Annotated in this window: 15 protein-coding genes; 9 read left to right on the top strand and 6 right to left on the bottom strand. The window is 40.2% G+C overall.

Features of this window, described 5'->3' with window-relative positions:
* Position 1: 1 nt before the first annotated feature.
* From OQX64_RS15685 to OQX64_RS15675, 3 genes are all read left to right on the top strand, one after another.
* Positions 2-1,015: a hypothetical protein gene (locus OQX64_RS15685; protein WP_265819461.1), complete on the top strand. Its 1,014-nt coding sequence runs from the start codon at positions 2-4 to the stop codon at positions 1,013-1,015.
* A 1-nt stretch (position 1,016) separates the two neighbouring features.
* Entirely contained in the window at positions 1,017-2,837 is a 1,821-nt protein-coding gene (locus tag OQX64_RS15680) for a metallophosphoesterase family protein (protein WP_265819460.1), read from the top strand.
* A 256-nt stretch (positions 2,838-3,093) separates the two neighbouring features.
* Entirely contained in the window at positions 3,094-3,915 is an 822-nt protein-coding gene (locus tag OQX64_RS15675; RefSeq protein WP_265819459.1) for a hypothetical protein, read from the top strand.
* A 104-nt stretch (positions 3,916-4,019) separates the two neighbouring features.
* On the opposite strand, the gene OQX64_RS15670 is transcribed toward OQX64_RS15675, so the two are convergent.
* Positions 4,020-4,664 carry a GIY-YIG nuclease family protein gene (locus OQX64_RS15670; RefSeq protein WP_265819458.1) on the bottom strand — a complete coding sequence of 215 codons (645 nt, stop codon included), beginning with the start codon at positions 4,662-4,664 and terminating at the stop codon, positions 4,020-4,022.
* Positions 4,665-5,117: 453 nt separating this feature from the next.
* The gene (locus tag OQX64_RS15665; RefSeq protein WP_265819457.1) at positions 5,118-5,681 is read right to left on the bottom strand and encodes a hypothetical protein; all 564 of its coding nucleotides are present in this window, start codon (positions 5,679-5,681) and stop codon (positions 5,118-5,120) included.
* 544 nt (positions 5,682-6,225) lie between these two features.
* Here OQX64_RS15665 and OQX64_RS15660 point away from each other — a divergent pair.
* From OQX64_RS15660 to OQX64_RS15650, 3 genes are read left to right on the top strand one after another with little or no spacing between them, the layout of a single operon-like run.
* Entirely contained in the window at positions 6,226-9,222 is a 2,997-nt protein-coding gene (locus tag OQX64_RS15660; RefSeq protein ID WP_265819456.1) for a SusC/RagA family TonB-linked outer membrane protein, read from the top strand.
* Positions 9,223-9,224: 2 nt separating this feature from the next.
* Entirely contained in the window at positions 9,225-10,670 is a 1,446-nt protein-coding gene (locus tag OQX64_RS15655; RefSeq protein WP_265819455.1) for a RagB/SusD family nutrient uptake outer membrane protein, read from the top strand.
* Positions 10,660-11,979, top strand: a complete 1,320-nt coding sequence (locus OQX64_RS15650; protein WP_265819454.1) for a DUF3738 domain-containing protein — start codon at positions 10,660-10,662, stop codon at positions 11,977-11,979. Before OQX64_RS15655 ends, OQX64_RS15650 begins: the two co-directional genes overlap by 11 nt.
* A gap of 24 nt (positions 11,980-12,003) precedes the next feature.
* Here the strand turns inward: OQX64_RS15650 and OQX64_RS15645 are convergent, their stop codons facing one another.
* Both OQX64_RS15645 and OQX64_RS15640 read right to left on the bottom strand, forming a co-directional pair.
* A complete protein-coding gene (locus tag OQX64_RS15645; RefSeq protein WP_265819453.1) occupies positions 12,004-12,363 on the bottom strand; it encodes a hypothetical protein in 360 nt (119 codons plus the stop codon).
* Between the two features lie 596 nt (positions 12,364-12,959).
* Entirely contained in the window at positions 12,960-13,316 is a 357-nt protein-coding gene (locus OQX64_RS15640) for a hypothetical protein (RefSeq protein WP_265819452.1), read from the bottom strand.
* 184 nt (positions 13,317-13,500) lie between these two features.
* Between OQX64_RS15640 and OQX64_RS15635 the strand changes: the two genes are divergently transcribed.
* The 3 genes from OQX64_RS15635 to OQX64_RS15625 all read left to right on the top strand — a co-directional run bounded on the left by OQX64_RS15635 (position 13,501) and on the right by OQX64_RS15625 (position 15,578).
* The gene (locus OQX64_RS15635) at positions 13,501-14,340 is read left to right on the top strand and encodes a LytR/AlgR family response regulator transcription factor (RefSeq protein WP_265819451.1); all 840 of its coding nucleotides are present in this window, start codon (positions 13,501-13,503) and stop codon (positions 14,338-14,340) included.
* Positions 14,341-14,437: 97 nt separating this feature from the next.
* Positions 14,438-14,986: a hypothetical protein gene (locus tag OQX64_RS15630; RefSeq protein ID WP_265819450.1), complete on the top strand. Its 549-nt coding sequence runs from the start codon at positions 14,438-14,440 to the stop codon at positions 14,984-14,986.
* Positions 14,987-15,059: 73 nt separating this feature from the next.
* Positions 15,060-15,578, top strand: a complete 519-nt coding sequence (locus tag OQX64_RS15625; protein WP_265819449.1) for an SH3 domain-containing protein — start codon at positions 15,060-15,062, stop codon at positions 15,576-15,578.
* 193 nt (positions 15,579-15,771) lie between these two features.
* Here OQX64_RS15625 and OQX64_RS15620 read toward each other — a convergent pair whose 3' ends face one another.
* Complete coding sequence (locus OQX64_RS15620) at positions 15,772-16,746, bottom strand: DUF5712 family protein (protein WP_265819448.1); 975 nt, start codon at positions 16,744-16,746, stop codon at positions 15,772-15,774.
* A gap of 2 nt (positions 16,747-16,748) precedes the next feature.
* On the bottom strand, positions 16,749-17,312 hold the full coding sequence (locus OQX64_RS15615; protein ID WP_265819447.1) for a BfmA/BtgA family mobilization protein: 564 nt from the start codon (positions 17,310-17,312) through the stop codon (positions 16,749-16,751).
* Positions 17,313-17,470: the final 158 nt, after the last annotated feature.

Genomic DNA, 17,470 nt, shown 5'->3' with positions numbered 1-17,470 from the left:
TATGGTGATATCAAAAATTATACATCAGGATTGCCTGTACTTCAATCTTCATGCTGAACAATCTTTCACAGGAAGTTTTCTTGCGGACAAGGGAGATGCAGGTATTAATATATGCGAGGGAATTTTTGGTTCTGAATTGACAATGGAAACCTTGGATAATATCCTTGCTTCACTTTCTGGCTGTCCGGAGTACCGTGCTGTACTGGACTTTACTGGCATTCGCGATGTGCAGGCTAATTTATTTAAAGTGATCATTGAGCTTACTAAGCTGGTAAAGCAATTGGCTTTTGTAAATGTATCCGATAAGATTATCGAAAAACTAAATCTTGGTTTTTTTATTAATGGAAATGAGTTAGTTGAAGGCGTCTATCCTCTTGTTGTTCTAGCTACAGACGCACAATCTTTCGAAATAGCCGATCCGCTTTCATTGTTTAACGACAAATTTACTGAATTGTTGGTTGCGAACACCTTAGATAACCTGGGCGATAAGGCTTTTAGGCATAATAGTCCAGTATATGTACCAAAGTTTATTGATGTAAAGGGAATGATCACTTCGGATCCTTCATTTTTTACTTATATCATTTACCACATGGCGGTTAAAATCCACCAAAAAGAAGATTGGAGCGCGCCTGGTGATAAACCCATTTTGTTCTGTCAGAATCTAAATGGTTCTTATATCTGCTCGATACTTTCCAGGTTTTTGAAATGGGATATGCTTTCTATGGATCATATCGGGCCGGCTAATAAAGTATACAGTAGTATTGGAAATAAGATTCGTTCTGAAGCCCGCTACCTGGTAATTTCTGATGTGATTTGCCTAGGTACAGAAATCAAAATCTGTCAGAATATTATCAACTATTCTGGCGGCAGATATTTAGGTAATGCTTGTGTAGTAAAAATTGAAACACTTCTTGTTGAACATCAGGATAAAAATTCTATCAGTGTTTTTAGCATAACCGAGGGCAATAATCCTATAGACTTTAAAATTTTAACTGCATTATCATTACAAGCTTAACATGGCTGATCGAATCATCATACACCTCTCCGATTTGCACGTGAGTTATCATCGTGATAACAATGGCGTGCCATTGAATAAAGTTGGCTCAAATCTTTCTACAGATTCAAAGCTTACGGACAATAATAAGTATGCGGAGCAGTTCTGCAAGTTAATACAAGAAGAGTATCCAGATGCTAAGAAATACCTGGTGATTACTGGAGACATTGCAGATCAGGCTAAGCCGGAAGAATACCAAGCCGCTGCAATCTTTCTGGAATCCTTAATTGAGCAACTGAAACTGGAGCGTTCGGATTTACTGATAATTCCGGGTGACCATGATATCAATCGACTTAGTCTTCAAGTTGCTTATCTAGGTAGCGATAAAAGCAAACCAGCCTTTGAAATGAATGAGGCGAAGTTCAGCGATTTTTCGAAATTCTATGCTGAGGTGCTAAAGATGGAGTTTCCGGTTGATAATATGGTTTGTCAACATCTTGTATTAGAAGCTGAAAAACTATTATTGGTTGGGTTGAATTCAAACGCGATGATCGGCGCTCACAATGGCTTGGGGTACATCCATACAGATAAACTTTCAAAAGAGTTAGCGGAACTGGAGAACAAATTTACGGAGTATTCCAAAGTGGCATTTGTCCATCATAATCTTGATGGACAGTATGAAAATAAAAAAAGTGGACAATGGGATGCTACCAATAAGGTAGATTTAATCCAGGTATTTGGGCAATACAAATTTAATGCGGTTTTTTACGGAAACGAGCATACACCGGCATCTAACCGTGAAAACAACTTGTTATATATATCCACTGGTTCTTTTGCCAAAAATGATGCAACAATTGGTTTTAGGGTTTATAAAATTGAAGCTGAGAACGGCGGACTATCCTTAAGCAATACCCGTTATTCGCTGATAAATGACAACGCGAAAACTGCCCCAAAATGGGGAAACTGGTCTCCGGTTATCATTCGTGGTGCAAATGAGAACCTGCCGGAAATTGAACTCCGCAAGCCTTTGGCTATCGTCGCTGCAGCCCCGCCGCAAGATATATTCGGGAATGCCGATCTAGTTAAAGAAACGGTCGAAAAGATTGAAGAAGTAGTTGAAGAATCTCAGGAAAGTGCTGAAGCCGAAAAGGAAGCCTCTGCTGGTGCTAGGGCACCTGAGTTAAATTTTGAAAATTCCTATTCGGATAAAATCTTTAGTATTATCAAAGAGAAAAAGTTATTTCTCTCTGGTCATTTCCATTGGAGTGATTCTTCTAAGGCCCACAACTGGATAAATGTTCCTGTTTTTTTATCAGATATGGAGCATCTCCAGCTTGCCCAGAAGGCAGTTTATGAGGTGGTTATGGGAAATGACTTGAAATACGATTTCGTGTTGGGGTTGGGCATTGAGGGCAATATTCTGGCGACTTACACCGCACTTCGATCAGGAACCACTTATTCTTATCTGCCTTATTCTTACCGTTATCAGGACCATGCAGTGTATGAAAAAAATATACATCTTGAAAATAATGGAAATTATTTAAATGTGCTTGTAATTACAGATGTAATTAATAACGGCAAAACGGTAGAGAGGCTTATTGCCGCCGAAACGGATTTTTTTAAAGATGTTAAAAGCATTAATGTGGTCAGCCTATTTTATACTGGTGATCCGCTGACGAACCCGTTGAATTGTGATGAAAAAACAAATGTTAGAAATTTTTATGTCACCCACATGAAGGTAGAGAAATGCCCTTATGATGAAAATTTTAGAAAGACATGCATGATTTATAGAGAGAAAATGGATTGCGTGCATGAGTTTTACGATGCTAATAAAGAGAATTAACTGGATTTTTAGACTTTGAAAATGAGTATCAAATGAACTGATAAATTGGTTCTGAATACTTATTTTGTTCGCTGCAATTATATAGTTATAAGTCATGCTTAAATGGCTTTAAGTATACGTTTTAGCGGATTATCTATAAACAGTTAATCAAATAATAAATTTTTATCGAAACCATACCCAATGACATATAAATTGCTCTATACACTCAAAAGAATATTTAAACTTATTTTAGAGAATCCGATACTAAACTTAATCTATGAATTTTAAGACTCAAAAGATTGATAGTTTACCGGATAAGTTTAATGCAGTCAATAGAAGCATTCAAAATGTCGTTAACGAACTTATCCATTCTTGGGATGATGATAGCCGTTTTGATATGGTAAAAAAACTCAAATCTGAGTTTGATGATATGCAGGTAATACTCAAAGCGTTTTATGTAGAGGTGAGATTAAATATACTTTTGTTGGATGATAAGCAAAAAGGAATTTATAAGGACTATTGTGTGATTTCATTTAAGCTCTTCAATGAACCAATAAGTGCTGAAAAAATAGAAAAAAACCTTCGCAATGAGTTTGGAAACGGTGCTTTGTCTGTTGATGACATTTACTATAACGCGGATATGGCAGTATCTCATGACATAGGATTTTACGAAGTTAGTAATTATATTTTATGCTTTGCAACATTATTAAACTATTATTACGCCTCTATTAGACGTGTAGTTTATTCTATTCCCTCAGCGACGATCAATGATACAGATCTGGTTTCGATGGATCAAAAGAAAAATACCATTTCCCAAAAGGCACTTGTATTGCACTATCTGGTAAAGGATAAAAAACTAAGCCTGAATAAAATCAGTCAAGATGCCACAAAGCAAGCCAAGATCCTTAGTTTTCTTTTTGATAATGGGTATGAAAATGTAAGAAAGGCATTAACCGGTATTCAGGAATCAACTAGTGATCGGCTTAAAATTGCGAAAAACGTAGAGATTGTAGCTTCCTTATTTGATGAGCTAGGGGCGGAATTTGAAGGCGTTAATAAGCTGATTGTGAAAGATATGCAAGCAACCAATAAAAAGTAGGGGTTACCCCTGGACCCACCCCTGCATCATTTAGTATTCATTTTTGTAAGACTAATTTTTACAAGATGGAAATACATTTTTTTATAGATCACATAACTCTTAATTTAGGGAGCATAATTACGCTCATAACAGGAATCATTATACCAGCAATCAAGTATTATAGGAAAAGGTATCAACAGAAACAGCTGGTTGAAACGAAGCAAAAGAAACATACAACACGAAACGATGAGAATTAACGAATAAATTCGCTCAAAGAATATTTCGGAAAAGGGATTTGTAGTACTATTCGGGATACTATCTGCAAGAGAAGCTTTTTCGGTATCCTTGTTATCTTTGATAGCCGCCATATCTTTTAACGTAAGTTTAAACCATTCGCCACAAATATATTTATCTTTACACTTTTGATGAAGGCTGGTTTCTGTTTGGGCATTAGCTTCCCACACAGCAATCATGGTGATCTCTGGTTCTTCGCTCTGTAGTGTTTTCTCGCCGTATTGTGGTTTTTTGCTCTTGCCGATCTTGATTAGCTTGGTTTTGCTATTAAACATGAGATAAATAAAGTTATTTTCAGAAGTGGGAATTGCCTGTAGCATATCCCAGAAAATATGTTCATAGCAATCAAGATATTTTAGCATTGGGGCATAAATGATACCTCGGCTGCTTTTTACAGCTAATATAGGATTAGGATCGTTGGTATGCTTTTGGAGTTCAATGGGATCGATCGTATAAAAGCCCAATTGCTCAGCCATACTGCAAGTTTTTCCTAAAATGTGTTGTAAACTACAAATACGTCCATATTAAAGCATTCTGCTATGTATTGTGAAAAAGCTAAAAGGATTTCATCTCTTTTATCATGTTGGATGGTCATTTTTATTAAGTATCCTTTTAAGTCGCCCTTTCTATTAATATAGTAAGCTGATAATAAATGCCTTCATTTTCATCAAATTATAAGATTGATCATATCAAAATGATTCAATTAGATTAGATACTGCGTTAAATAAGCAATTAAAAAGTGAAGTTTCCGCTTTTGACCTGTATATTTTAATAAGTTTTTTTATTTATTTTATTAAATGTAGGGAATTCGGACCCGGAGATATAGATGCTTTAGTCTCAAAGTTGAATGATTTCAGCTTTATGATGAGTTTATCTACAAATCGTAATATAAGTCAGTCTACTACACATTTCACAAAATATTTAAATGTTTATTTCCAAAAGACATCAACTATTCTTTTTCCAATTTCCCCATCACGAAGTTTAATTGGACGTTTTTCATTTTTCAAAACTTTCTTCTGGACCAGGTATGTTAGAGTCTGAGATAATTGCTTACTGGTATATAATTTTCCCTTTTTAGTGAACACTTCTCTAATTTCCCAAATAAATTTCGGAGTTGAAAAAAAGTCGTTACTACGAATTTCATTCTCTATAAATACTGAAGATTTTCTGGATTCTTGGGTCGCCGAAAAGTATTCCGATACATTCTTAAAATTGCTATAAAACTCCTGTAACTCTGTCGCCTTCCTAATACTCTGAGGGATTTTATAATCCAATTTTAACAACATCCAGCCCTCTAGTCCAAATTTCCTAGTTAACTTATCGGCTGTTTTTCCTGTTAAGGTCCTATTTCCATTTATAATCGCATAAAGATGACTGTCTGAAACTTTTGTAAACTCAACCATTCCTGGCAATTCCAAGCCAGCAATTTTCATCAGTTTCTTAATACGCGTACCTAATGCTTTTGAATACTCTTTCTCGTCATCAATAGTCATTCTCAAAAAGAAGAACTATTTTATCCTAAAAATTATTCAAAAGATTTTGTTTTATAGGACAAATAATTAACTTTACTTATCGGTTTTTAACTAAAAAAAGATTAACTCATTTATTTAAGTAAAATAAATAGGCAATTGAATTTTTGAATCTTGAGCGGAAAATGTAGGAGTTTTTTGTGAGCCCAAGGTACAGGAGTTATTGCCCATTTACTATCTTTGCAGATGGTGATGGGCTCTCCTTGTATATGCTCACGGCTTTCCTACAAGCTTCCGCAATATATTAAGATTGAGCTCATCATTATTTGCTTGATTATCTAGATTTCATTGTTCAAGTGTTCTACCAGGACAATGAAAGCAAAATCCACACATCTGTTCGAGCACCTTATTTCTTTGGTGATCTGCGCCCCCGAGTAGCTCTATAAAATAAGGCAGGGAACCCTAATGGTTAATGATAGAAATAGACTAGGTTCTTTATAATGCTCGCTGCCTTATTTTTTTTCTCCTTTTTAAGGAATATCTATTCTAAAATCAACTAACCAAATTCATGAAAAAAACGATAAACATAGTCGTAATGGCTTTGCTATGCCTAAATTTTTGGGCCGAAGCACAAACTGTTCCGATAAAACTCGCCGGAACCGTGAGGGATAAAGCGGGGAAGCCTATTCCCGGTGCAATTATAAAAACCTCTGAAAAAAAAAGGATAACTTTCACAGATAAAGATGGAAAGTTCAGCTTTACGGTTGACAAGCCAGATGGAATCCTTACCATAAGCAGCATTGGTTACCAGACTGTTAATACGCCTTATGGGCCAAAATTAACGTTGGATATCATCTTGAATGAAACAGCAGGATCCCTTGATGATGTAGTGGTGATCGCCTATGGCACAACGACTAAAAAGCTGAACACTGGCGCTATCGGAAAGGTAAGTGCTTCAGAAATCGCGCTTCAGCCTGTGTCAAATCCGCTAAGTGCACTACAAGGCAGGATACCAGGACTTGCCATCACACAAAATAGCGGCATCAATGGTTCTGGACTAAAGGTACAGATTAGAGGCCAAGGATCGCTGATGCAAGGCTTTGAACCGTTATTTATTATCGACGGCATTCCCTTTTCCCCAGGCAACAATTCTATCAACACCGTTACCAATGCAACAGGAAGTAACGGAGTGAGTCCCTTCAGTACCATCAACCCTTCGGAAATTGAAAGTGTTGAAATCTTAAAGGATGCTGATGCGACATCAATATATGGTAGCCGCGGAGCCAATGGTGTAATTCTGATCACGACAAAAAAAGGTGTGGCAGGTAAGAGCAGATTAAACCTGAATATCTACAATGGATATAGCCACATCACCAGAACAATGGATATGCTGGCAACAGAAGATTACCTGAAGATGCGAAGGGAGGGTTTTAAAAATGACGGGCTTGCCATGACGAATGCAAACGCCCCCGATCTCCTGTTATGGGACCAGACCAGGTATACCAATTTTAAGGATCTTCTGATTGGAGGAAATGCAAAAACCACCGACGTACAGTCATCGATAAGCGGTGGGACCGAGAAAACCAGGTTCCTGATTTCCGGAGGCTACCATGGAGAGACTTCTGTATTTCCTGGTGCACAGCGTGACGATAAACTATCAGGCCGGATTAGCCTGAATCACCGCTCAACGGACGAACGCTTTAGTCTTGATTTTAGCGGCGGGTTTTTATATGACCGCAATAAGATGAGTTCGGGCGATCTTACCGCCTATGTCAATATGCCACCAAATATGCGATTATACGATGATGCAGGCAACCTGAACTGGCAAGAGGGCGGCACTTTTTTTGGCGGGGCAATTACCAACCCTTTGGCCGCAGCCAACAGACAATATACCGGAAAGTTCATTAACCTTACAACAAGCGTTAATATGGCCTACGAAATCTTAGACGGACTAAAAGGAAAGGTAAGCCTGGGGTACAATAGCTTATCTGGTAATGACCAGGCGCTTAATCCTTCAAGTTCCATAAATCCAAACTCAGGAACACTTCCTTATTCCAATTTTGGTCGGTCATTTCTAGGCAGCTGGGTTGTCGAGCCGCAGCTCGAATATATCAATACCTTAGGCAAGGGTAAATTAAACATCCTTGCCGGGGGGACCTTACAGAATACAAGTAGTAGCACATTGAGCGTATCCGCACAGAATTACAGGAATGATATCCTGCTGTCCTCAATAGCCGCAGCCGGGAATGTAACCACAAGCAATAGTGATTACGCTTACCGCTATACGGCCATTTATGGAAGAATCAATTATAATTTTGCGGATAAATACCTCATTAACCTGACGGGAAGACGTGATGGATCGAGCAGGTTCGGACCGGGAAAGCGTTTTGCAAACTTTGGCTCCCTTGGAACGGCATGGATATTTACAGGAGAGGATTATATAAGGGAAAAACTATCCTGGCTTAGTTTCGGAAAGATAAGGGCCAGCTACGGCACAACAGGTAATGACCAGATTGGGAACTATAAGTTCCTGGATACCTGGACGAATTCCAGCCTGCCTTATCAGGGAAATGCCGGGCTCCAGCCTTCGAGCCTGTATAATGCGGATTTTTCCTGGGAGACAAACCATAAAGCTGAAGTGGCACTGGAGCTAGGGCTGCTAAAAAACCGGATCATGCTTAGCGCCGCATACTTTGTAAACCGTAGCGGAAACCAGCTGATCAATTATCAGCTGCCCATACAAACAGGCTTTACCTCGATTCTTAGAAACTTCGATGCTGTGGTGCAGAATTCAGGAGCGGAAATCAGTCTTGAAAGTACCAACTTTCTGAGTGGCGCTTTTAAATGGACCTCTAATGCAAATCTTAGCATTCCAAAAAACAAGCTTGTGAAATTCAGTGGCCTTGATCGCTCCAGCTATGCCAATACCTATATCATCGGCGAACCACTTTCGGCAAAAAGAGTGCTCGAATACCTTGGGGTAGATTCATCAAACGGAATTTACTCCTTTCGTGATGTAAACGGCGATGGCTTATATGACGCTTCTGATAGAATTCTGGTAAGAAATACTCAGCCTGATTTCTATGGAGGCCTTCAAAACAGCTTTTCCTATAAAAATATCAAGCTGGACATTTTCCTGGAATTCAGAAAACAGACCGGATATAACTACTTATATACCCAATCGACCTTCATCCCGGGCTACTTTTATTTCAACCAGCCCGCTATTGTACTGGATCGGTGGCAAGCTGTTGGAGACCTTGCAGATATTCAGCGTGTCGTAGCCTCTGGCGGTAGCGCTGCTTATGCGCCAGCAGGAAGTTATTTACCGGCTTCAAGTGCAGTATTTAGTGACGCATCTTTTATCAGGCTCAAAAATGTATCCCTGACCTATGCCTTTGCGGAGCGATGGGTGAAAAAGCTCAAACTGCAACAGCTGAGTATATACGTTCATGGTCAGAATTTACTAACCATGACAGGATATAAAGGAGCAGACCCGGAAAGCCAGAATCTGTTTGTGTTGCCACCCTTAAGGACAATAACCGCTGGTTTACAATTAACACTATAATTATGAAAACAACAGTAATTAAAACATACCCAGGGCCTATTTCCCATCTTAGGCGCTTGCTTTTTGGGAGCCTGCTATTAACCGCTTTTTTATGGAGTGCATGTGAAAAGCTAATTGAGGTGCCAAAGGCAGGAAATCTGATCCTGAGCAAAGATGTATTCTCTGGAAATGAGACCGCAACATCAGCGGTGATGGGGCTCTATAGCAAGATGGTGACGCTAAACCTGAGCATGAGTAATGGCGGGCTGAGCGTCTATTCCGGCTTGTCGGCGGATGAACTGCTCAATCCTGCGCAGAGCAGCAGTTATGATCCTTTTTCGGGTAATATGCTGCTTTCTTCAAACGGGATAATCAGCAATAACATCTGGAGCACGGCATACCGCAACATCTACCAAGCAAATGCCATCCTGGAAGGGCTGGCCTCCTCAAACTCATTAAGTACAGCAACAAAAAAACAGTTAACCGGTGAAACCCTTACCATTCGGGCATTTTATTTATTTTATCTGGTTAATCTTTTTGGTGATATCCCTCTTACGCTTACAAGCAACTTTGAGCAGAACGCAGTGATGCCACGAACGTCATCAGCCATTGTTTACGCCCAGATTATTAAAGACCTTGAGGAAGCTAAAGTTCTCCTAACTGCAAATTACCCGAGTAGTGCAAAAGCAAGGCCCAATCTATTCGCGGCCAGAGCACTTTTGGCCAGGGTTTATCTTTACAGCCAGCGATGGGCTGAGGCAGAGGCTGAAGCATCTTCAGTAATATCCTCCGGTTTATATAACATGGAGCCGGACCTAAACAAGACCTTTCTGAACACCTCAAATGAAACCATCTGGCAGTTGGTAAGGGAAACGGCTAATACAGCAGAAGCAGCCATTTTAATCCCGTCTTCTGGTATTGTTGTCCCTCCTCTTGTGATCAGGGATAACCTGCTAAATGAATTTGAAGCAGGAGATCTTCGAAAAAGTAGGTGGTTGTCCAGCAATATTGTCAATGGTGTAAGTTATAGTTATCCATACAAGTATAAGATTAGGGCCAACTCCACGGTAAGTGAAAGTCTTATTGTCCTGCGCCTGGCGGAGCAGTACCTGATTAGAGCGGAAGCGCGGTTAGCCCAGGACAACCTTGGTGGGGCGGTCTCGGATCTGAATATGGTTCGAACCAGGGCTAGGGCAACTGCAACTCCTGCCATAACAAACCCACTCCCTAACCTTTCTACTATACTGACTAAAGCAGAGCTGACTGAGGCGATATTTCATGAACGTCAGATTGAACTTTTTTGTGAGTGGGGCCATCGATGGCTTGATTTGAAAAGAAGCGGCAGAGTTGACCAAAAACTTACTGGACTTAAGCCAAACTGGAAACCTTTCATGGCATTATATCCCATTCCTTTTCCAGAAACGCAGACCAATATTTTTTTAACCCAAAATCCAGGATATGAAAATTAGACAAATTAAAATAGCTAAAACCCAACATTTAATTGTCCTACTTTTAATGTTGGGTTTCTTTCCACTGCCAAGTATGGCCCAAGCCGCTTTAAAAAAAGGCGAACAGATTCCGGATATAGTGATTCAAAATATTTATAACTACCCTAAGAAAGCGTTTGACCTTGGCAAGATTAGAGGAAAGTTGATCATATTCGATTTTTGGAGCCCAAGCTGTATTTCCTGTTTAAAGTCGTTTCCAAAAATAGATTCCCTGCAGCGACTCTTCGCAGATGAGGTAACGATTGTGCTGGTTAACAAGGAAAGTCTTGATTCAACAAGAAAGTTTTTTGAGACCCGCAAATTTCTTTTCAGGCCACAGATTCCTTTTGCAACCAGTGATGTCACGATCAACAAATTATTCCCGAATCGGGCTAATCCTGCCTATGCGTGGATAGACGGAGAAGGGAAGTTTCACCAGATGACCAATGAACTTACGGCAGCATCCATTCGTCGCTTCCTTGCCGGAAACAAGGTGAATTTAGAAGATTACAGGGAAAGGCGTAAATACTTGACATCTCTTTTTGACAGGGAATATGAGCCTAGCGTAATTAGCTATTCCTATCTTTCAAAAGCGATTCCAGGGGTGAATTTCAACGGCTCGATAGGAAAGAATGGGTTATCATTCCATAATTATGACCTCATGAATTTATACAGGGAAGCTTTCGGGGAACAGGGGAAATACGATTTTTCCAAGAAATGGAATATTGTATTAGACATGAACAATACTCAACGATTTATTTCACCTAAAGAGGAAGAAATGGCTCACGATTGGAAGAGAAAAAATCTATACAACTATGCACTGCTGTTACCGGAAAATACGGCGGAAGAAAGGTTCAGTATGATGCGTTCCGATCTGAAGCGATATCTTGGATTTGATGCAAGGGTAGAAAAAAAATTGATCAGTAGTATGATTTTAGTAAAGGCAGGAAACATGGATAAGCTAAAGTCTAAGAAAACAGGGCCTTCTAATTTTAGGATGTCTGATATCCGGACCAGTCAAATTGATTCGGTTAGGAGACTGATCAACCGTCCTTTTAAGACTTTTTCAAATATTCTAGGCTCATGGGTAGCGCTCAGACTAGAAAAGCCATTTGTGGACGAAACCGGTTATTCAGGAAACATAGACATTGAATTAAACGGAAATGCCGTTGATAGTTTTAATCTGGGAAAAATCAGAGCACAATTAAAGCAATATGGGCTAGACCTTGTTGAACAGAAAAGGCCAATTGATGTCCTGGTAATAAGGGAAATAGGGGTGGTGAAGGAATAACCATCCATTACCACCCCTTAATCATTAATTACTAAACCTTACGCGATGGTCGTTGTCCGCTGGAGCGGGAGCAACATCATCAATCGTCTGAACAGTTTCGTAGCCTCTGATACAATCAGCAGCAGTCTGATCCTCACAAGAGGTAAGGGGATTGCTGCCACCAGGCATAGAATCATCCTTTGTCTGAGGGGTACTGTTAAGCTGCGCCTGTAATGTACCCGAAGAACTGATCTGATACCAGTACAGATTTGGCTGTACTTTCTTGGTATTGGCACTACTATTTGATGGTTTAAACGCAAAAGCTAAACCCATAATTGCAACTAGTGCAAAAGAAAACATAGCTCCAAGCCATGTTTTTTTAGTATTAAATGATTTGGTATACATACCGATATTGTTTAAATTTAAAATGATTTAATTATGGTCGCCCTTGTGGCGGGCATTCCGAAAAGGACTGTTCAGCTTTGGACAGCCTTTTTCCTTTTATCAGGCCTCACGGCCTCGCCGGGAACAGCGCATATTTGCGAACATGTGGAAAATAAACAACTACTCTCTTTTGGGCGTGGGACATATTGGGCTCACTTAATGCAGGTGAACCTAATTTTACTTCTACATTAGCTAGACGTTTCTTAATCATTTTGAGGATTAGCGTTGCAAGCACAGAAAGGCCGGTTCGGAAAATTATTTCCGGTATCCGTTCAATCCATATAGCTACCCTTAAAGTTTTCATAATTCCTGTCTTAACTAAAATTTACCCTTTGCAATAACCTGGCTGTTGCATGCCCATTTTGAAATATACGCGCTTATCGCTGCGCCTGCGTCCCCTGTACAAAGTCCGGTCAAAACTTACGAGCACCTGCCGGTTTCCGCACCAATAACCTAATCAACTTCTGGGCAGATTATCTTAGCGCTTTCTACTTAACGCCCGGGAAGGGCGGCTGAAAACAGGTGCTACCCACCATATTTCAATATTTTTTCCCAAATCAATCGGGCCTGCTTTCTTTATTGGGACGCCGTCTTTTCTCTTGCTCAAGCTTTTTGAGGAGCTCTTCCCTCTTAGCAGCACAAATAATGACACTCTCACGCTCCCGTTGATAGTGCATGACCTGTGTATTGCCTTGACGGGCCAGGGTTTCCAATCGCAGGTCTGTTATCTGATCCTCACATGTGCAATTTTTCTGAGGGAATAGTGCTGCCAGTCCAACGCCAATGATAACTGCGATAATGCCAAAAAGGCTTTGATAAACTTCTCCGCGTTCCGGCTTTTTAAATCTCATCCAAAGAAATTTATACTCTTTTTTTTCAGGGCCTGACGGCTGTTCATTAAAATCATTGTTCATTGCCTATCGGATTGCTTGAATAAATTTAGGCCTATCCTTTCAGAAAAATAGAGGCAAAAAGGACGTTTTTCCGTCAACTGTATCAATTTCAGAGGTGAACTGTCCCTCACTTTGATGAATTGCCCCCTATGACTGGTCAATAAAAAGGTCTTTTTGTATTTTTATGAAACTAATAAGGCAGTTTATGCATAGCAAGAAATCAGATGGCAAAAATCTTCCAGATTATTTCAGCTTTGGCTGGATGATGCTGATCTCGCTATGCATAACGCTTTGTTTAAACTGGCCAACTATGAACTCACGGTTTTGGCATACCTTAACCCAAGATTGGTATCACATTGCATGTGCGAATACATTTGCAACCGTTTTCATCATGATAACCTTTACCAATATTTTCACAAGTTATCTGGATTCAAAGTGGCTCTGGGAGAAAGATTTATGGAAAAGGCTTGTTTTTCAGATTCTATTAGGATTTATGGCACCTATACTGATCTGTTATTTTTTCAGTTGGGTTTCTTTTTATTTCCTCAACGTCAGTATCAGCTCAACAAGGTATATCCGGAATATGTCCAGCTTACTTGTACTCATTTGTATCATGATCAATCTCCTACATATGGTTTATTACTATATGTATAGATCTTCGGAATGGCTAAATAGTACGGCTGGAAAACCAAAACCAGCGCCGGTTTTGTATCTATTTATTCCTGATGGGAAGGGAGAGAAGAAAATTGCAACCGCAGCTATTGCCTATATCTATGTAGAAAACGGGACAACCTATATCCAGCATCATAATAGTGAACTTGATGTATGTTTTATAGCTTTAGAGAGTCTCTATAAAAAACTAGACGAAGCATCCTTTTTCAAAGCAACAAGAAGTTATATTGTCTCTTCTGCGGCGGTAAAAGGTTATGTAAAGATTCCACACAAAGGCCTTAAAGTAAGACTACAACCAGAAACCCCAGAACCTATAAACGTCAGCCGTTCAAAAGCCCCTCGATTTATAGACTGGTTAAAAACAGACTCTTAGTAAAGTTTGCAAGGGATTCATCACAACTTTACGGAAACCCGTAATGATGTCTTTTTAGTTTCTCATACCTTGGCTCCTATTAATTCAAATCAGAAATATGAGCACAATTTTTACAAAATCAGTAATGTCTACCGCACTAGTTACTTTAGCCGTGATGATGCACAGCTCCTGTAAGAAAGCAGCGCAGGAAACTGCAAAGGAGCAGGAGCAAATTCCGGTAGTTTTTTCTTATGAGGTGACCTGTGATTACTGTAACATTTCCTACATCGATGCAACCAATCAGACCAAAACGGTAACGAGCAACATAGGCAAATGGACTTATAAAATTGAGAAAAAGGTTTCCTTTGATCTGAAGTTAAGCGTTTCATCAATCATTTCAAGTTATCAGACCATCCAGGCTTATATCTTAAAGGACGAGGAAGCGGTATACGGAAATCTCGGTTATAACCGTGCGGATCTTTCCTATAACACCGTTTCTGGAAACGGTACCTCAAGTTTTGGCAGTTTTGTTTCCACCACCCCAACCGGCGGGAACAGCTCAGGTGGAACCACCGCGCCAACCTCTTCAGTTTGCGGGGCAAAAAACAAGACCGGAGGCTATTGCAAACGGGTGGTTGTCGGAGGTGGCAGATGCTGGCAGCACTAATAGACTGCCCAGGCGTATCTTCATTAACATTTTACTTTAGCAACGTTTATATCGTTATATTAAAACGAAAATCATGAAAGCATTTATTTTGTCAATAGCACTGATGTGCTGTTATTTTCTTGGCAATTGCCAAAAGACATCTTCACTTGGCACAGTCAATGAAAGCAAGCTAGGAAGATGCACCGGTTCGGCTTATTGTTCGGCGTGTAAAAACTGTTCCCGCTGTGCCCACTGCGGGAGTGGAGGCACCTGTGGGGTATGCTCATCTGTTGAATCGCAAACCCCGGTATTCTCTAGCCCCCGCAAAAAAGCATCTAGCTACAGTCCGAGATCATCTGCATCTGGTCAGCAGAAAAAGCAATCCTTCAGTGCTGAAAAGAGCAATATGAAAAGTTACGTTTCTGAATCTTTATCCGCGGTAAAACTTAAAGAAATCAGTCTTCGCTCAGGGCCAGGATTATCCTATCCCGTTATAGAAACGCTTAAGCGCAACCAAAAAGTAAAACTGCTTGCAAAAAAGGGAGAGTGGGTAAAGGTGAAAGTCCTGTCCTCTGGAACTACAGGTTATTGTAATCTGGCAGGAATAAACTGATATCATGTCCGAATAACCTCTAAGCTTGCTAGTGCGAGATAAATTCATTTTTATTTATCTTCGTTATTTTTTTCCTGTAGAAGCTAAAGCGAAACATGCTGGGATAGTGCAACCGGGGTTTCGCAGGCCGCAAGGCGCGACGGGATTTCTCTTTCATACCTTTTGATTTCTTATAAAACTATAGTCATTCCTCTCAACGCTGCATACCCTGCTGTTGTTGCCTTGCTTTTCTCCTTCTTCGCTTTTCTGCTTCTTCAATAGTATCAGACGCGATATCCGGAATATATAATGGCTCCATCAAAACTTCCAAAAATTCGCCTACGGTTTTACCGGTAGATTCGAGCATGTTGCCAACAGAAGAAAAAATTCCCTCAGCGACACCTAAAGCAAGTTGATTAACCAAAGACCCGCTCTGGTAATTTTTCAAAGACGCCTCTTGCAAAATGTCGAGCTGCTCCCTTTGCTGCAAAGTGCCGTTCTTTAAAATATTGGCATAGGCCAGCGTATCTTTCAGGTTGCGCGCAAAGCCAAACTGTTCATCAAACAAACGCTCGCCACATTGCTTAAAAGCCATCCGGTCAAACTGACCCATTTTTCTGGAGTGCTCAGCATTTCTGCCTTTCGAGCTGTTCATAGGGCTCAGCTTTATTTTATTGCTAATATCCCTGCGGCTGACGATCACCTGTACATGCAGTTGGTTCCCGTTCTTTTTTTCTCCACGTTTACGGCTACCATCTTTAACCGCTGCATCCTTATGGCTGTAGTACCGGTTGTGCTCAACTTTCCCAAACCAGAGCAGATCCTTATTACTGTTTATCCCAGAGCGTCTGAAATTCCTGGCATATTCATCCATTACTTTCTCTGTATATCCTTTCAGCACATTTTTCATATCAGGATCCCCAACCGATTTCCTTAAATGCTCCAGTTCTTTTTGGCTTGGACTGATATTGATCAGGAAAAACTTCGCCTCATGCCGCCCCAGCTTTGCATTGTTTCCATCCAATGCCCTGCGTACTTCATACGCCTCCACATCCTGCCGGTTTCCGTTGAACCATAGCTCCGGCTGCTTAAGCTCCTCCGTCCGGTTCTCCTTTTCCAGGTAATTCACCAGTCCACCACTGCTGTCCTTATTACTGGCTTCCTTATTGTCCGTTATATTGATGTACATGGTTATAAAAGATCAATCTGGTTTTTGGTTATCCTAATCAGTTCCTCTTTCTCTTTGGCTGAAGTCATCATACTGAAAGCATCCCTGCTTTTGATATAAGTGCCGAGTATGTAGTGGAACCGTTTTTTAAGCTGCTCACCTGTAGATAGCATCACCAGGATTTTTTTGAGCACTTCATCAGTATTCGATAGTTTGCTGCTGTAATTTTTGCCTGCTAACAAAAGTTCATTTTGTCCACTGGCCAGGGTAACGTTCTTTTTCTCCAATTCCCTTAGAAGGTTATTGATGTCCCGCTGGTTACCTGTCATCCGATCCACCTCTCTTTTTATTGGAATAAGCAGGTCATTTTCCTGGGTCTTGATAAAACCGATGTAATCCTTGTGCTGCCTGAGCAGCGTATTCTTTAATAGCTCATCATTGATATCAAGCGGATCTTTCTTACTCCTAAAGAAGTAATCCACCATCTGCGCAAAAACCAGCCGGTTCGGACGGCCAAGCTTTTGCGCGATCCTGTCCATTTTAAGCGCAGTCTGCGTATTATATTTTATGGTTCTTAAAGTTTCCATTTCAGCTCTTCGTTGTTCGTTAAGTAACTTATTATGTATATCACAATATATATTGCCCTATCGATATACAGCTATTTATGCATATACATATCTGTATATCCCAAACCCTCACCAGGGTTCCTTTTTCTTTAACCTTACCGCCTCCAGCGGCTAAGAGA

Origin of the sequence: Pedobacter sp. GR22-10, assembly GCF_026239715.1 — a bacterium.
Classification (GTDB): Bacteria; Bacteroidota; Bacteroidia; order Sphingobacteriales; family Sphingobacteriaceae; genus Pedobacter.
Note: the sequence above shows the minus strand (reverse complement) of the source record. Positions and strands in the feature narration are given on the sequence as shown.

What these genes read in the sequence shown, in the direction of transcription:
- OQX64_RS15685 (WP_265819461.1), top strand. Translation starts at nt 2, where the DNA reads ATGGTGATATCAAAAATTATACATCAGGATTGCCTGTACTTCAATCTT.
- OQX64_RS15680 (WP_265819460.1), top strand. Translation starts at nt 1,017, where the DNA reads ATGGCTGATCGAATCATCATACACCTCTCCGATTTGCACGTGAGTTAT.
- OQX64_RS15675 (WP_265819459.1), top strand. Translation starts at nt 3,094, where the DNA reads ATGAATTTTAAGACTCAAAAGATTGATAGTTTACCGGATAAGTTTAAT.
- OQX64_RS15670 (WP_265819458.1), bottom strand. Translation starts at nt 4,664, where the DNA reads ATGGCTGAGCAATTGGGCTTTTATACGATCGATCCCATTGAACTCCAA.
- OQX64_RS15665 (WP_265819457.1), bottom strand. Translation starts at nt 5,681, where the DNA reads ATGACTATTGATGACGAGAAAGAGTATTCAAAAGCATTAGGTACGCGT.
- OQX64_RS15660 (WP_265819456.1), top strand. Translation starts at nt 6,226, where the DNA reads ATGAAAAAAACGATAAACATAGTCGTAATGGCTTTGCTATGCCTAAAT.
- OQX64_RS15655 (WP_265819455.1), top strand. Translation starts at nt 9,225, where the DNA reads ATGAAAACAACAGTAATTAAAACATACCCAGGGCCTATTTCCCATCTT.
- OQX64_RS15650 (WP_265819454.1), top strand. Translation starts at nt 10,660, where the DNA reads ATGAAAATTAGACAAATTAAAATAGCTAAAACCCAACATTTAATTGTC.
- OQX64_RS15645 (WP_265819453.1), bottom strand. Translation starts at nt 12,363, where the DNA reads ATGTATACCAAATCATTTAATACTAAAAAAACATGGCTTGGAGCTATG.
- OQX64_RS15640 (WP_265819452.1), bottom strand. Translation starts at nt 13,316, where the DNA reads ATGAACAATGATTTTAATGAACAGCCGTCAGGCCCTGAAAAAAAAGAG.
- OQX64_RS15635 (WP_265819451.1), top strand. Translation starts at nt 13,501, where the DNA reads ATGCATAGCAAGAAATCAGATGGCAAAAATCTTCCAGATTATTTCAGC.
- OQX64_RS15630 (WP_265819450.1), top strand. Translation starts at nt 14,438, where the DNA reads ATGAGCACAATTTTTACAAAATCAGTAATGTCTACCGCACTAGTTACT.
- OQX64_RS15625 (WP_265819449.1), top strand. Translation starts at nt 15,060, where the DNA reads ATGAAAGCATTTATTTTGTCAATAGCACTGATGTGCTGTTATTTTCTT.
- OQX64_RS15620 (WP_265819448.1), bottom strand. Translation starts at nt 16,746, where the DNA reads ATGTACATCAATATAACGGACAATAAGGAAGCCAGTAATAAGGACAGC.
- OQX64_RS15615 (WP_265819447.1), bottom strand. Translation starts at nt 17,312, where the DNA reads ATGGAAACTTTAAGAACCATAAAATATAATACGCAGACTGCGCTTAAA.